The organism is Pseudoalteromonas sp., from assembly GCF_041613455.1.
Lineage (GTDB): Bacteria > Pseudomonadota > Gammaproteobacteria > Enterobacterales > Alteromonadaceae > Pseudoalteromonas.
Window position 1 is genome coordinate 1 of sequence record NZ_JBFJHD010000001.1, and the last position, 14166, is coordinate 14166.

At 43.5% G+C, this 14166-nt stretch carries 14 protein-coding genes; 4 read left to right on the plus strand and 10 right to left on the minus strand.

Annotation, left to right across the window (positions count from 1 at the left end; translation table 11 throughout):
* Together ABYB02_RS00005 and ABYB02_RS00010 are read right to left on the minus strand one after the other, a co-directional pair.
* The coding region (locus tag ABYB02_RS00005) for a LysR substrate-binding domain-containing protein (RefSeq protein WP_372759861.1) at window positions 1-573 on the minus strand (573 nt) is incomplete at its 3' end.
* Window positions 574-842: 269 nt separating this feature from the next.
* A complete protein-coding gene (locus ABYB02_RS00010) occupies window positions 843-2096 on the minus strand; it encodes a D-amino acid dehydrogenase (RefSeq protein WP_372759762.1) in 1254 nt (417 codons plus the stop codon).
* Between the two features lie 112 nt (window positions 2097-2208).
* Here ABYB02_RS00010 and ABYB02_RS00015 point away from each other — a divergent pair, with 112 nt between their 5' ends.
* Window positions 2209-3135, plus strand: a complete 927-nt coding sequence (locus tag ABYB02_RS00015) for a LysR substrate-binding domain-containing protein (protein WP_372759764.1) — start codon at window positions 2209-2211, stop codon at window positions 3133-3135.
* Window positions 3136-3373: 238 nt separating this feature from the next.
* Window positions 3374-4339: a TDT family transporter gene (locus ABYB02_RS00020; protein WP_372759766.1), complete on the plus strand. Its 966-nt coding sequence runs from the start codon at window positions 3374-3376 to the stop codon at window positions 4337-4339.
* A 25-nt stretch (window positions 4340-4364) separates the two neighbouring features.
* Here the strand turns inward: ABYB02_RS00020 and ABYB02_RS00025 are convergent, their stop codons facing one another.
* Window positions 4365-4538 carry a DUF2986 domain-containing protein gene (locus ABYB02_RS00025; RefSeq protein WP_372759768.1) on the minus strand — a complete coding sequence of 58 codons (174 nt, stop codon included), beginning with the start codon at window positions 4536-4538 and terminating at the stop codon, window positions 4365-4367.
* 174 nt (window positions 4539-4712) lie between these two features.
* On the opposite strand from ABYB02_RS00025, the gene ABYB02_RS00030 reads away from it, so the two are divergent.
* Window positions 4713-6200 carry a dipeptidase gene (locus ABYB02_RS00030; RefSeq protein WP_372759770.1) on the plus strand — a complete coding sequence of 496 codons (1488 nt, stop codon included), beginning with the start codon at window positions 4713-4715 and terminating at the stop codon, window positions 6198-6200.
* Between the two features lie 63 nt (window positions 6201-6263).
* On the opposite strand, the gene ABYB02_RS00035 is transcribed toward ABYB02_RS00030, so the two are convergent.
* The 5 genes from ABYB02_RS00035 to ABYB02_RS00055 all read right to left on the minus strand — a co-directional run bounded on the left by ABYB02_RS00035 (window position 6264) and on the right by ABYB02_RS00055 (window position 10623).
* On the minus strand, window positions 6264-6701 hold the full coding sequence (locus ABYB02_RS00035; protein WP_372759864.1) for an OsmC family protein: 438 nt from the start codon (window positions 6699-6701) through the stop codon (window positions 6264-6266).
* A gap of 183 nt (window positions 6702-6884) precedes the next feature.
* Entirely contained in the window at window positions 6885-8186 is a 1302-nt protein-coding gene (locus ABYB02_RS00040; RefSeq protein WP_372759772.1) for an MFS transporter, read from the minus strand.
* A gap of 198 nt (window positions 8187-8384) precedes the next feature.
* Window positions 8385-9227, minus strand: a complete 843-nt coding sequence (gene yghU, locus ABYB02_RS00045) for a glutathione-dependent disulfide-bond oxidoreductase (protein WP_372759774.1) — start codon at window positions 9225-9227, stop codon at window positions 8385-8387.
* Window positions 9228-9255: 28 nt separating this feature from the next.
* Window positions 9256-9837: a rhomboid family intramembrane serine protease gene (locus ABYB02_RS00050; RefSeq protein WP_372759776.1), complete on the minus strand. Its 582-nt coding sequence runs from the start codon at window positions 9835-9837 to the stop codon at window positions 9256-9258.
* 102 nt (window positions 9838-9939) lie between these two features.
* Window positions 9940-10623: a type 1 glutamine amidotransferase domain-containing protein gene (locus ABYB02_RS00055; protein ID WP_372759778.1), complete on the minus strand. Its 684-nt coding sequence runs from the start codon at window positions 10621-10623 to the stop codon at window positions 9940-9942.
* Between the two features lie 152 nt (window positions 10624-10775).
* Here ABYB02_RS00055 and ABYB02_RS00060 point away from each other — a divergent pair, with 152 nt between their 5' ends.
* Complete coding sequence (locus tag ABYB02_RS00060) at window positions 10776-11699, plus strand: LysR family transcriptional regulator (protein ID WP_372759780.1); 924 nt, start codon at window positions 10776-10778, stop codon at window positions 11697-11699.
* A gap of 197 nt (window positions 11700-11896) precedes the next feature.
* Here ABYB02_RS00060 and ABYB02_RS00065 read toward each other — a convergent pair whose 3' ends face one another.
* Together ABYB02_RS00065 and ABYB02_RS00070 are read right to left on the minus strand one after the other, a co-directional pair.
* Window positions 11897-13204: a glycerophosphodiester phosphodiesterase family protein gene (locus ABYB02_RS00065; protein ID WP_372759782.1), complete on the minus strand. Its 1308-nt coding sequence runs from the start codon at window positions 13202-13204 to the stop codon at window positions 11897-11899.
* Window positions 13205-13272: 68 nt separating this feature from the next.
* Window positions 13273-14124 (minus strand): DMT family transporter, encoded by an 852-nt coding sequence (locus ABYB02_RS00070; RefSeq protein ID WP_372759784.1) that lies wholly within the window; start codon window positions 14122-14124, stop codon window positions 13273-13275.
* Between the last annotated feature and the right edge of the window lie 42 nt (window positions 14125-14166).

Consider the following 14166-nt stretch of genomic DNA (forward strand, 5'->3'; position numbering starts at 1 on the left):
GGCGCTATTCGTTAAGTCGTTAAAGTTAATATGCGTTTTGGTGGCCAGTGGGTGTGAGGGCGGCGCAATGACACACATTTCATCGTGGCTAAAGACACTTGAGATCAAATCAGGGTGGTGCGCTTGACCTTCTATCAGCGCTATGTCGAGTTCAAAGTCGTGTAGTTTTTGACAAATAAGTGCTGAATTTGAGATAAAGATTTGCTGTGAATAATGTTTTTCTTGTTCTCTAAAATCGCTCAGTAAAGTGGGGAGAATATGATTGCCAATAGTATCACTGGCGCCTATTTTTAATGCTCCTGCTACCTGAGCATTATCGGTAAATAAAGCATCAATACTACTTGCCCTATTAAGCAATTCATCGGCTAAAGGCAGTAGTTTTTGCCCCTCTTGGTTTAAAATAAGTCGATGGTTGACGCGATCAAACAACGGGTGCCCCAACTGCTTTTCAAGCTCACTAAGTGCCATACTCACAGCTGCTTTAGATAAGCACAGTGATTCGGCGGCAAGCGTTAGTGTGCTGTGCTGAGTAATACTGACAAACACATTAAGTTGTTTAAGTGAGATATTCACGGCCATAGTTAAAAAGTCAGCAGGCTATTTTAACGATTACAGCAGGCATGTTTAGCATTGCTGCGTCGTTACAATTAGCTTGTTTTAGTTGCATTATTGGCTTTTATAATAGCATTAATTAACGCAGGAAATTGACTATTTAATGCAGCTAAATAGTCAATTAAGCTTGTGCCAGCGCTATACTTAAGCGCATATTATGCTGAAATTGCATTCAGTCAGTCGCATACAAGTCGCATTATCAACGTCGTTTACATACGCAGTACAGCGAGTTACGCATAGCGAAAAGAACTTAAGCCCCTGTTATCAATATCGGTTTCATTGCCCGAAACAATATCGGCCAGTAGCTTTCCTGAGCCGCATGCCATCGTCCAACCAAGTGTGCCATGGCCGGTATTAGTAAATAAATTAGCAATTTTTGTTTTACCTATAATGGGGGTGCCATCTGGGGTCATTGGTCGTAGCCCGGTCCAATATTGGGCTTTAGCAAGATCGCCCGCGCGTGGAAATAAATCATCGGTCACCATGGCAATAGTTGCTTTACGCTTTGCGGCTATGTCTAAGTTAAATCCCGCTAATTCAGCAGTGCCCGCCACGCGAATGCGGTTATCAAACCGAGTAAGTGCCACTTTAAAGGTTTCATCCATCACTGTTGAGCGGGGGGCAAAGTCAGCATTGGTTATCGGTATTGTTAGCGAGTAACCTTTTACTGGATAGACAGGTAAATTAACCCCGAGTGGTTTCAATAGCGGTGCAGAGTAGCTACCTAAGGCAACCACGTAAGCATCAGCACACAGCGTGCCTATTGACGTATTAACTGCGGTGATTTTTTCATTGTCAGTGACTAAATTATTTACTTGTACATTAAATTTAAAGGTCACGCCTGCCTGTTTGGCCAGTTCCGTAAGCTGTTGGCAAAACTGAAAACAATCGCCGGTTTCATCATCAGGAAGGTGTAAGCCAGCCACTATTTTATTTTTCACAAATGCTAAACCGGGCTCCGTTTGCACGCACTCATCAACATTAAGTAGCTTAAAGCGGGTATCGCTATTTGCTAATAATTGCATATCTTTTTGCACCGCATCTACTTGCGATTGATTTCTAAATACCTGCAACGTACCCTGTTGGCGTCCTTCATAGGCGATAGCTTGTTGCTGGCGTAAATCGAGCAGGCATTGACGGCTGTAATTTGCAATGCGTAGCATTCTACTTTTATTGATTTGGTAATTTTTTTCACTGCAGTTTTTTAGCATTTGCGCCGTCCAGCAATACTGCTGCGGCGAGGTGCCTGGCTTTATAATCAATGGAGAGTGTTTTTGAGTTAACCATTTTAGTGCTTTTAATGGCACCCCTGGGGCCGCCCATGGTGATGAATAACCATAAGAAATTTGCCCTGCATTAGCAAAGCTAGTTTCTTCGCCGCTGCGCGCTTGGCGGTCAATAACGGTTACCTGGTGGCCCGCTTGGGCTAAATACCACGCAGAGGTTAAACCAACCACACCAGAGCCTAACACCATCACTTTCATATCTATGTTACTTTGCTAATAAAATATCAGTAGACAATGCAAAAAATTCATTTCTTTAGCAAACGATATTAATTAACATCAGTGTTTAGTTATTCTAAAGGCTGAGGTGGGCATGGCATTATCAGGCAGTATATATTCTGGCTTAGTTACGTTTGAGGTGGCTGCTCGGTTAGGCAGTTTTACTAAAACCGCGGCACATTTAAATATTACCACGGGGGCAATTAGCCAGCAGATAAACTTATTAGAGCAGCAATTGGCATTTAAATTATTTGAGCGCCACTCGCGCGGCATTGGCTTGACTGAGGATGGCAGGCAGCTTTATCAAGTGGTATCACATAACTTTGCAGCGATAGAGAGCGTTATTGATGATTTGCGTCAGGGACAATCGCCGGATGGCGAAATAAAGCTAAAGCTCACCCCCTCATTTGCCTATAAGTGGCTGATCCCTCGATTGCATAAGTTTTATAAGCTGTACCCAAATATAAGCATTCAAACCTATGCTGAAGGCGCTTTAGTTGATCATCAAGATAGTAACTTTGATTTGACCATAGATTATGGGCAATCACCTTACGCCAACCCTAGTGCCGAGCTATTGCTGAACGAACAACTAATTCCGGTGATGAGCCCAAGTTACTTTAAGCGCTTTGACTGGCAAGATAGCACGTTAGCAAATCAACAGCGCATTTGGCAGTCTATCACCTTATTGCATGATGCGATGCCATGGCGACATGCAAAAAAACATGCAGAATGGCGCTATTGGTTTACGCAAATGAACATTCAGGCTGAAAGTAATCAAGGGCATTTTTTTAATCGTACTGATATGGCAATGGCGGCTGCAGAGGCGGGGTTAGGGGTTGCACTGGCGCGCTATGCGTTAATCGCTGACGACTTTAAACAAGGGCGCCTCACATCCCCCTTTAAACCTATCAACGCGCATACCGGGTATTACATTATTCAGCATCGCTCATCTGCAATAATCGAATGCTTTAAATCATGGCTGTTAACGCAAGGAAAAGTGATAAACACAGAGGGAGAATAAACAAACGGCACAGAGGGGCTTAGTCTTATTTTATCAGCCTATCGCGCGTTGTTTAATAGCCACCGCTTAGGCAATGTTTTCGAGCGTAATCAATAGGGCGAATGTTACGCTGTGAGTAGTACGTTGTTGGTTTTGTGTTTATAATTTTTGAACGCTTGTTTTGTTTTATTAGATTTAACTTAACAGATTACCCGCATATACTTTAATTAAATAAGGTAAGTGAGTTTGGAGTTACGTCATGTTTAATAGTATAAAATGCAAAGTAAAAGCTGCACCCACGGCTATGAGTGGCTTAGCATTAGGGATTGCTAGCCTTGGTTGGGCATGGGAAAGCGTAATCAATGCTAACGGTTATAGCCAGTATCTAGGTGCGGCTTTGGCAGCTGTGTTACTGGCGATGCTAAGTATTAAATTTGTGTTACATCCGCGTTTATTAATCGCTGATTTAGCGCATCCAGTAGTGGGGAGCGTGATACCTACTTTTGCGATGGCGACTATGGTGATTGCTAACGCGGTCGGGCAATTTAATCCCGTGCTGGGAGATGCGCTTTGGGTGCTCGCCTTTATGTTGCATTTAAGCTTTCTGAGTAGTTTTGTATACCATCGTACTCGTGATTTTAAACTAGAGCATATGGTGCCAAGCTGGTTTGTGCCCCCGGTTGGTATAATTGTGGCGGATGTGACTTTTTCAGGCAATGCTGCTTTAGCGTGGTTGGCACAAGGGGCATTGGTATTTGGCATGGTCATTTACGCGATTATGTTGCCTATCATGATTTACCGTATTATTTTTGCTACACAAATACCCGATGCGGCGCAGCCAACGCTAGCTATTTTAGCGGCCCCGGCAAGCTTATCGTTAGCAGGGTACTTCACGGTCGTTGAGAGCCCATCCCCGCTAATTGTCGGCTTATTATTTGGGATTGCGGTGTTGATGACCTTTATTATTTATGTGGCATTTTTTAACTTACTGCGCCGCCCATTTTGCCCAGGCTTTGCCGCGTTTACTTTTCCTATGGTAATCGGGGCCACGGCACTCTTTAAAATGGCGGAGTGGATGCTAACCTTGCAAGTAAATACACAGTATATAAACCAAATACAGTGTTTAGCAGTCGTCGAATTGCTCATTGCCACTGCGGTTGTCGGGTATGTTGCTGTGCGTTATCTCGGGCACTTTAGTCCGTTCACAGCGAAGCAGGTAGGGTAAATAAAATAAGCGCCGTAACCGGCGCTTATTGTTGCTCTAAATTTACTGCCGTTTCCACTTCAGCCGTTAGTTGTTGTGCAGCAAGCTTTTCACGTTCAGCTTTTGAAATATAAGCAGGTTTACTGCTTTTATGCAGTTTAGCGTTGGCACGCTTGTCTTTCTTTTGAAATTTGGTAACAATTTTTTTGCGGCGGTTCATAGTTAATACTCATCATGTTAAGGGGCGTATTATATCGCAGCTAATGTAAAAGCAACTAATTAAATATGAAGCTATTTCACTGACACTGATGTGGCTTTATCGCAAAGCGCTGTAGATAGGTTGTAGATAAGGTTATAGTTGCGTTTATGAGTGATTAATTAACTGGAAATTGTTTTGCAAAAATTAGCTTTAGCCTGCGCTGCGTTATTATCGTTTCATGTTGATGCCCAATTAAATAAACGCGTTGAAGATATTGCCGAATACGCGGTAAATACTTATCAAACAACCCAAGTGCATACGCTCACTAACTTAGTCTCTTTTCCTACGGTAAATAAAGCAACGGTAAAAGCACCGCAAAACCCCGACTTTATCGGCTTTAAAGCCTTATTAAAAATGAAGGCCGCCGAGCTTGGGTTTGATTATCAAGACTTAGGTTATACGGTACTTATCGGTATGGGGGAGCAAAGTGAAAAAGTGACGATTGTAACCCATGGCGACGTACAACCCGCTAATGCGAGTAAGTGGCAACAAAGCCCATTTATTATTGATACGTCAGAGCCGGGCAAGTTAATTGGTCGTGGCACCGAAGATGACAAAGGCGCTATTGCCACCGCACTGTATGCAATGAAAGCGATTAAAGATAACAACATCAGTTTAAACAATCGCATTGAACTGATGATTTACCTTGCTGAGGAGTCTGACTGGGGCCCACTGCAAGAATTTATGAAACGCTATTCGCAGCCTAAGTATGCAGTGACTATTGATGCCTCTTACCCGGTGGTGGTGGCTGAAAAAGGCTGGAGCTTAATCGCCCCGACTTTTGCAAGCACTTCAGACCAATCAGGGGTATACGTGAGTGATGTGACAGGCGGTGCGTTTGCCAGCCAAATCCCAGAAGATGCGAGCTTAGTACTACATAATGCAAGCACTGAGTTAGTTGCGCAGCTTAAACAAAAGGCCACTACACTGAAGCAAGTAGAATATACTTTTACTGAGCAAAACGGCGGCGTTTTAATTAGTGTGAAAGGCCGGTCGGCGCATTCATCTGAGCCCGAGTCTGGTGATAACGCGATTGCTTATTTAGCTGAAATATTTAGAGGCATTGAACTTGAAAATAACAGTGATGGCCAGCTAATTAAATTTGTAAATCAGCTGATTGGCCTAGATATACACGGTAAACAATTTGGTGATATTGCCTATCAGCATGATTTTATGGGGCCGATGACCGTGGCGCCGACGGTAATAGAGCGTGATGGTAATAAATTAACCCTTGTGGTGAATGCTCGACGCCCGATGGGCAAAGATGAAAGCTTACTGCAGCAGCAAATTGAAACGGCGTTAACCCAGTGGCAAAGCCACAACCAAGTGACACTGCAGGGTATAAAAGTTTCTATCGGCACGCCTATGTTGCTCGATAATGCGCCGCATGCGCAAAAGCTACTTGATATTTTTAAACATTTTACTGGCGATAAAGACGCGGGCTTTGTTTCAATTGGTGGCGGCACTAATGCTAAATTGTTCAATAACGCGGTGTCGTTTGGCCCATCAATGCCGGGTAAGCGTTACACTGGCCATTCTGAGCATGAGTTTATAACGCTTGAGCAATTAGAGCTTAATTTGCGGATGTACACCGCAATGATGATTGAACTGGGTAATATGTAGCCTAAATTAGATGCCAGCGTGATAAGCTGGCATCTAATTTATTATTACGTTTTCAAACTCAGCTTAAAAACTTGTTTGCAAGTTTGCTGTAAGTGATATTTCGGCGTTCATTAATTTGGAAATAGGGCAGGTGTTTTTCGTTTTTTCACATAGAACCTGAAATTGCTCATCTGAAATGTCATCGATTTTAGCATTCACTTCAAGTGCAATGTGGGTGACGGCAAAGCCATCGTCTACCTCATCTAAACTTACCACAGCTTCGGTATCAATGTTATCAGCGGTAAATCCGGCTTCTCCAAGCTCAAGTGATAACGCCATACTAAAGCAAGCGCTATGCGCAGCGGCAACTAATTCCTCGGGGTTTGACCCTGGCTTGTCTTCAAAACGGGTATTAAAGCCAAATGGTTGCTGTTGTAACGCGCCACTTTGAGTCGAAATACTCCCTTTACCCGTTTTAATGGCACCAGACCATGAGGATTTAGCCGATTTTTTTATAGTCATCATTTTCTCCTTGTTACGAGTCATGTAATTTTTTCAGTGTTGTCATCGATTATGAGTAAAATAAACCGACATTGACGCAAAAATTCATGTGCTAACTAACCCGCTGCAAGAACAGCGCCAATGGCTATTTATTGCCTTTCAGCACGGTATACAATAAAGCAGGCGTTGCTCATTGTGTTGCAACTATTTTGTTTGCGGTAAAAAGAACGCACTGATAGCACCTATAAAACCAAGCACACTGTAGAGTAAAATAAGCTCAGCGGTTGATACAAATGATTCCAACAAGCCAATACTGCCTAGCATCAAGAGTAAAATACCAATAACGGTATTACTGACCGACACATAGTCGGTGCGTTTGTTTCCCTCTGCCATATCGACAAGGTAAGTTTTGCGTCCTAAACGCACACCCTGATGCGCAACCGAGAGTAAAAAGTACAACATTGGCATCAGCCACCAATTAAGCAGCAGATCGCCATACCAAGTAGCAATAACAAATACAGCCAGCCCATTAATAGTGACCAAAACGGCACTGAGTACCAGCACTCGTTGGCTAGATAAGTCGCTTAAGCGCCCCCAGATAGGCGCAGAGACTAAACTAGCAAAGCCTGAAACGGCAATAAAGGTGGCAAGTAACGAAAATTCAAACGACTGTTTACTGGCTAAAATAATATAAAATGGGGCACTTAGGGCTGAGCAAAGCAGTAACGCTCGAGTAATGACAAAATGAGCAAATTGTGTGTCTTGGTATAAAATTCTCAACTTCGCAAGTGCATGCAACAGGCCATTGTTAGCCCCTTCGGTGGCGCCGCTATACTCGTTAATTTGTGCGTAAAAAAATGCGGCAATGAGCCACATAAAAGCACCCAGTAATAACGCGGTGATCACTATGTCTTGATCTTTTTGCTGTGAAAAAAACCACATCATTAAGCCAAACGTTAAGGTGGCAAAGCCTGCAATACTTGCAGCAAGCCCACTAAGGTTACCACGTTGTTGTTTAGGAATAACCTTGCCCAGCACATCTTTTGCGGCCACGGAATTAAAGCCTCTGGCCAAGCTAAATAAAATTAATAGGCTAATAATGGCGTAGCCTGCTGGTGTACCTTGGAGTGTAAAAGCCACCCCGACCATAGCTAAAATACACAGCGATTGCACACAAGCACCTATTACCCATACCCATTTACGAATAGGAAGTTTGCGCACAAAACTGGCAATTGCCAATTGCGGTAGCATTGAACCTGACTCTCTAATGGGCACCAGCCACGCAATAAAACTTGCCGGTACGTTTAAGCTTTGCATTAACCATGGCAAGGTGATTTTAGGGTTCAGTAAGGCATCGGCAAATTTACTAAACAGCTGACTGAATAGTAAAATAATAAAGTTGCCAGGGACTTGCCGACAGGCGTTGGCATCTATTGCTTTACAGGCGCGCGCGTCTTCTTCATTGCTTAAACGTTTATATATTTGCTCTTTATTCAGCTTTTTCACAATCGGTTACCCAAGTAAAATAACGCTATATTTAAATTTACGACTGTTCGACAGCGCGTGCAGATATTGTGCGGTAAATTAAAGTTAATCAAAAGCAAGTGGTATTAACCCTAAAATTTACAACACAGAGGGGCCATAACAGGGCGTTATAGGTAACAGCAAAAAATCAGCGCACGCTGATTTTTTGCTGTTGTGTAATCAATTAAAGTCGCTTGCATCGTGGCGCTCTGGCATTTGTTCTGCTTCAGGCCCCCAGATACGATTCACTCGGCGGCCACGTTTTACCGCAGGTCGCTCTGATATTTGTTTGGCCCAGCGCTGTACGTGCGTATATGAGGCAACATCTAAAAACTCTGCGGCATCGTACAAGTTACCAAGTACTAAAGAGCCATACCACGGCCAAATAGCGATATCGGCTATTGAGTATTCATCGCCCGCCATGTATTCATGCGCGCTTAAGTGGCGGTTTAATACATCAAGTTGGCGTTTGGTTTCCATGGTGAAGCGGTCTATCGGATATTGCATTTTGCTGGGTGCATAGCTGTAAAAGTGACCAAAGCCACCGCCTAAATAGGGCGCCGAACCCATTTGCCAAAATAACCAATTGCGGCACTCTGTTTTGGCTTTAAAGTCTGTGGGGACTAAAGCACTAAATTTTTCAGCTAAGTATTGCAATATAGCACCGGACTCAAAGATGCGCGTAGGCGGGCTGGTGGAATGATCCATTAACGCTGGAATTTTTGAATTTGGATTAATCGCCACAAAGTCACTGCCAAATTGATCACCTTGGTTAATATCAATTAAATAGGCGTCGTACTCGGCAGCGGTTAACCCCAGCTCTAATAGCTCCTCAAACATAATGGCCGCTTTTTGACCGTTAGGTGTTGCCAAAGAATACAGCTGAAAAGTATGTTTACCAATTGGCAAGGTTTGCTCATGTGTAGCCCCTGCGATGGGGCGATTAATACTCGCAAACTTACCGCCACTTCCATTTTCCCAGCGCCATACTTTTGCTGGCGTATACGTATCTTGATCACTCATAAATAACCTCAATGAATATTGATTACAGTTACCGACTTTTACGTTTGTCGGCTTTTGCAAGTTTATACCCTAAAAGTAGCCCACTGATTGCGCCAAACATGTGGCTTTCAAACGATACATAAAAACGTTGTGGTAGTACCCCCCAAATAAAGCCACTGTAAAGTGCAGCCACCACCACAGCGATAATAATTGATTTAAATGAGCGCCTCACTATGCCATAACACAATATAAAGCCCCACAGACCATAAATGACACCGCTTAAGCCTAAATGAAAGCTGCTACGCGCAAACAGCCAAACTAAAAGCCCTCCCAGTAACGCTGTCACCACAAACACCGTATAAAAACGCTTTACGCTGTACTGGCAAATTAACCAACTTAACACTATAAAGGGCAGCATATTACTTGCAAAATGCCACCAACTACCATGTAAAAATGGCGCACAAAGAATGCCAACGAGCCCTGTAATACTGCGTGGGTAAATGCCGAAACCATGCAGGTTAATACCCGGTAAGCTATTGATAAGTTGCAATACAAAGCACAGCATCACAATGCTTACAATAGCAAAGCGGGTACTGTTGAGAGGTAAAGCTGCGCGTGGTTTCGCGGCCATAATGTCGTCCTAGTTAACTACAAGAAAGGCCAGTATAGGAGTTGTTGTTAACAATGAAAAGCACAGCTTAATTGCTGTGCTTTTCATGGTGATTAATGTTAATTAACCCAGTTTGGTAAGTAGCTTTTTAGCCGCTAATTCTGAACTGGCGGGGTTTTGACCGGTGATCACTAAGCCATCTGCAACGGCAAGGATGCCCCAATCATCTGTTTTTTGATAGTCGCCGCCTTTTTTAATGAGTTCGTCTTCCACTAAAAATGGCACTATGTCAGTTAGCTCCACAGCAGCTTCTTCGCTGTTAGTAAAGCCGGTGACTTTTTTACCCGCAACTAAGGCATTACCCTCGTTATCTTTTACGTTTAACAATACGGCGCTGGCGTGGCAAACCGCCGCAACCGGCTTTTGCTGTTTAATAAAATTTTCGAGCAGCGTAATAGAAGTTGTGTTGTCGACTAAATCCCATAATGGGCCGTGGCCACCGGGATAAAACACGGCATCAAAGTCGCTGGCATTCACATCACTAAGCTGCTTGGTGTTAGCCATTAATGTTTGTGCGGCACTGTCGTTGTCGTAGCGTTTAGTGGCGTCTGTTTGGAAGTCAGCCATAGTACTGGTTGGATCTATCGGTGGTTGCCCGCCCTCAGGGGAAGCTAAGGTGACTTCTGCACCTGCATCAATAAAGGCATAATAAGGAGCGGCAAATTCTTCAACCCAAAAACCTGTTTTTTCGCCTGTGTTGCCCAGCTCGGCATGAGAGGTAAGTACCATCAGTATTTTTTTAGCCATTAACGTATTCCTTTTGCTGGTTTAAATGAATTAATTTTGCTTAACACTCACTATATGCACTAAGTGATATTTTAACAACGATGATAACTTTAACAATATTGGTTTAATAATTGATACAATTGGTAGGGGAATAGTAAAACAGTGGCATATTGATGAAAGTATCGTTTGAACAGTTGAAAAGTATGGTGGTGTTTGCGCAAATTGTAGAGCAGGGCAGTTTAACAGCGGCGGCCAAACAATTAGGCTTAACGCGCGCTGTGGCGAGCTATCATTTAAAAAAATTAGAAACTCAGTTAGAGGTCACATTGCTTAATCGTTCTACTCGCACTATGGCACTGACTGAAGCGGGTATAGCGTATTACGAGCGTTGTCGAATAATTACCGAGCAAGCCAATGCGGCTAATCAGCAAATTGAAAATATAAAAAGCGAGCCTCAGGGGTTATTAAAAATTAGCTGCCCAGTGAATGTAGGTATGCAATTAATTGTGCCGGCAATTAATCACTTTAAACGTCAATACCCAAAAATCCACATCGATTTACAGCTTAGTGACGATGTGGTTGATATTATAAAGTATGGCTTTGACTTCGCTATTCGTGGAGTAGCGCTGCATGACTCTAACTTACAAGCCGTTAAACTCACCACTATGAGTACCTGTATTTGTGGCGCTCCTGATTACTTTAGCCATTTTGGCAAACCAAAAAAACCGGCAGATCTTGCTGCGCATCAATGGGTGGTTTATCAGCTTGGCAGTTGCACACTGACGTTACAAAAAGAAGGCAAAAAACACAGTATTGAAATGCAAGGTAGTTTAAGCACCAATAATGCCGCAGCCCGTACCGCGTTTGTTGAAGCTGGGCACGGCTTGGGTCGCATTCCTCTGTATGATGCGTGGCCAAAAGTACAAGCTGGGGTGCTTGAAATTGTTTTAGATGATTATAAAAGCAAAGACATTGATCTATATGGGGTGTTTCCCCCTGGGGCTGCGGGTTCTAAAAAATTACGTGTGTTTATTGATTATTTAAAAGCCTACTTTGTTAAACAGCAGACTGCCTTGCGTGTGCATAACAGTGATTAAGCGCTGTTACACCCGTGAGGTTAAAACTGCGATGGGAGCAAGTGCTGCATCGTAGCGATTGCTTCCATCGCGCATAAAAGCATGCTGTGCACTCATTGCCTGGCAGTGGTAGTTTATTGCTGTAATAACGACGTGTTGATAAATTTTAACAGGGCTTTATGAATTGTGTAATTGAACGGCGTAAATGATTCGCTTAATTACTGGCTCGCAGGCATTTTATTACAGCTGGCGTAGTAACTGACAGTGGCAGGCCAGTCGGAAAAAATACCCATTACCCCCACTTGTTGGGCAAGTACATCAACGACTTTCATCATGTCGCCATCGTTAGTTATTACATCTGCAATGGATTGATAGTAATAGCCGCCGCCTTGGTTTAGAGGGCCTGAACGCTCAAGGCTCCATGTCATCAGTGCTAATCCCGCCGCTTTGGCGTCAATTGCGTATTGTGATGGCACAATATTACGGTCGCTATCTATAGTTAGCAGCATCCAAATGGGGGGAGCTAAAATCTTTATCCCTGCTGCAGCCAGTTCATTCATGCTAGGTTGCCACGTTGTTGGGTTGTTAGCATCAAACCCCGTATCTCTGTCACGGCCATCAAGGTAGACACTTTTATTAGCAAAATCCGGATTAGTATTAATCCAGTATTTTACGTCATCTAAATTAAATGATTGCGGAAAAACATGCTCAGCGGGTACGTTCAGTTGCGTATATTCATTCAACATTTTTTGTGCGTATTGCTGTTGCGACATACCATTGAAAGGCATGCTTACTTGGGGGGATTTAAGTTCTGGCGTCATTTTTACCCCAAGTGTTTTAAATAGCGCAATACTTTGTTTATGCGTCATTAGTGTGCCGCTCGTTGCGTATAAATCGGTACGCCAACGGGGTGTGCCTTGCATATACTGCGCAGCGGTCGTAGCTTGTGTATTCGCGCCATCCATTTTTCCTTCAAGGGTTAAAAACTCCGCAAGGGTAATATCGCTGGTACAGCACTTAGCAGAAGCAGGCGTACCACTGTTAGCATCCGCAGGTGTAAAGGGCACACTGCACTTTGCAGCTAGTTCGGGCACCGCTAAAATATTGGTAGTAGTGTGTAAATCGCATTGCGAATGGCGGCAAACAAGCTCATTATCGCTGGTAAAAGTAACATCGCACTCTACCACGCCTGCTCCCATTCGAGCTGCCGCAATATAAGCTTCTTTAGTGTGTTCAGGGTACTGCATCGCGGCACCACGATGGCCAATTGAAAAATCGGTGCGGTAAAAAGGGCCTTCACTACACGATGCTAATTGCGCTTTTAATTCGCCAGCGTCCATTTCGTTAATTAAATAATAGGGGCGAGTACCTAGTTGAATTGCAGCAGCGTCACCGTTAGGCACTTTTACAATAACAGAGCTAGGCACTTTAACAATGAGTTCTCTTTCTTGTGTTTTTACATTGTTTTTGCAGCCAGCCTGAAAGGCTAACAATAGGCAACTGGCAAGTAGGGGAGTCAGCTTCATTATTGTTCCTTAAAAAATTAACGCTTACTACCCTAACTAAGGTTAATGACAATTTAGCGACAAAGTGATTAATTTACTTGTTTATTAAAGTATTGATTCACTAATAAGGCGGCGAAAATAATGCCTGCGCCAAGGCTCAGTCTGAGTAGATCGGCGTCTCTGTTCCAGATGACAACATTAACCACAATACCGGCCGGAATAAGCATGTTATTCATCACCGCCAGTGTGCCGACATTCACCTGAGTAATGCCTTTATTCCAGACAAAGTAACCCACTCCCGATGCAATGGCGCCTAAATAAATCAGTATTCCCCATTGCGTGGCTGTGGTGGGTAATTTTTCACTATTACCAAATACGCTATAGCACACGACTGCGACACACAGTGCGCCAATAAAGAACCAACCAAACACCGTTTTTTGTGCTACCGCGCTGTGGTGCATGACGCGTTTATAAGCGACTTGCCCTGCAGCAAAGCAAAGGTTAGCCCCTTGCACCAGTAGTAAACCAAGCACAAAGTCACTGTTAATACCTTCATAGCGGATCGCAATCGCGCCCGCAACGGCAATTAGCGCGACAATAAAAAAACGCGGGTTAAAGTGTTTTGCTAACGCATCATTAAGTAAAGTGATGTAAATGGGAGTCATAACGGTAAATAACAGTACTTCTGGCACGGTTAAATATAAAAAGGAGTGATAGTAAAAGCCGTACATAGCCCCCAGCTGCACGGCACCGATGAGCATTAGTTTAAACGCCAAAGGCTTAGCTGTGTGTTTAAACTTTAAGAACGGTAAGAACACTAACGCTGCCATTGCGACACGCATTAAAACACTAAACCATGCATCCACTTGGCCTGCTAAATACACCCCAATTAAACTAAACGAAAAGGCCCAAAGTAAAGTAACGGCAAATAAATAGCCCATAGTATTGTTTGCTCCAAACTAAAAATGCGAGTGTATACCACA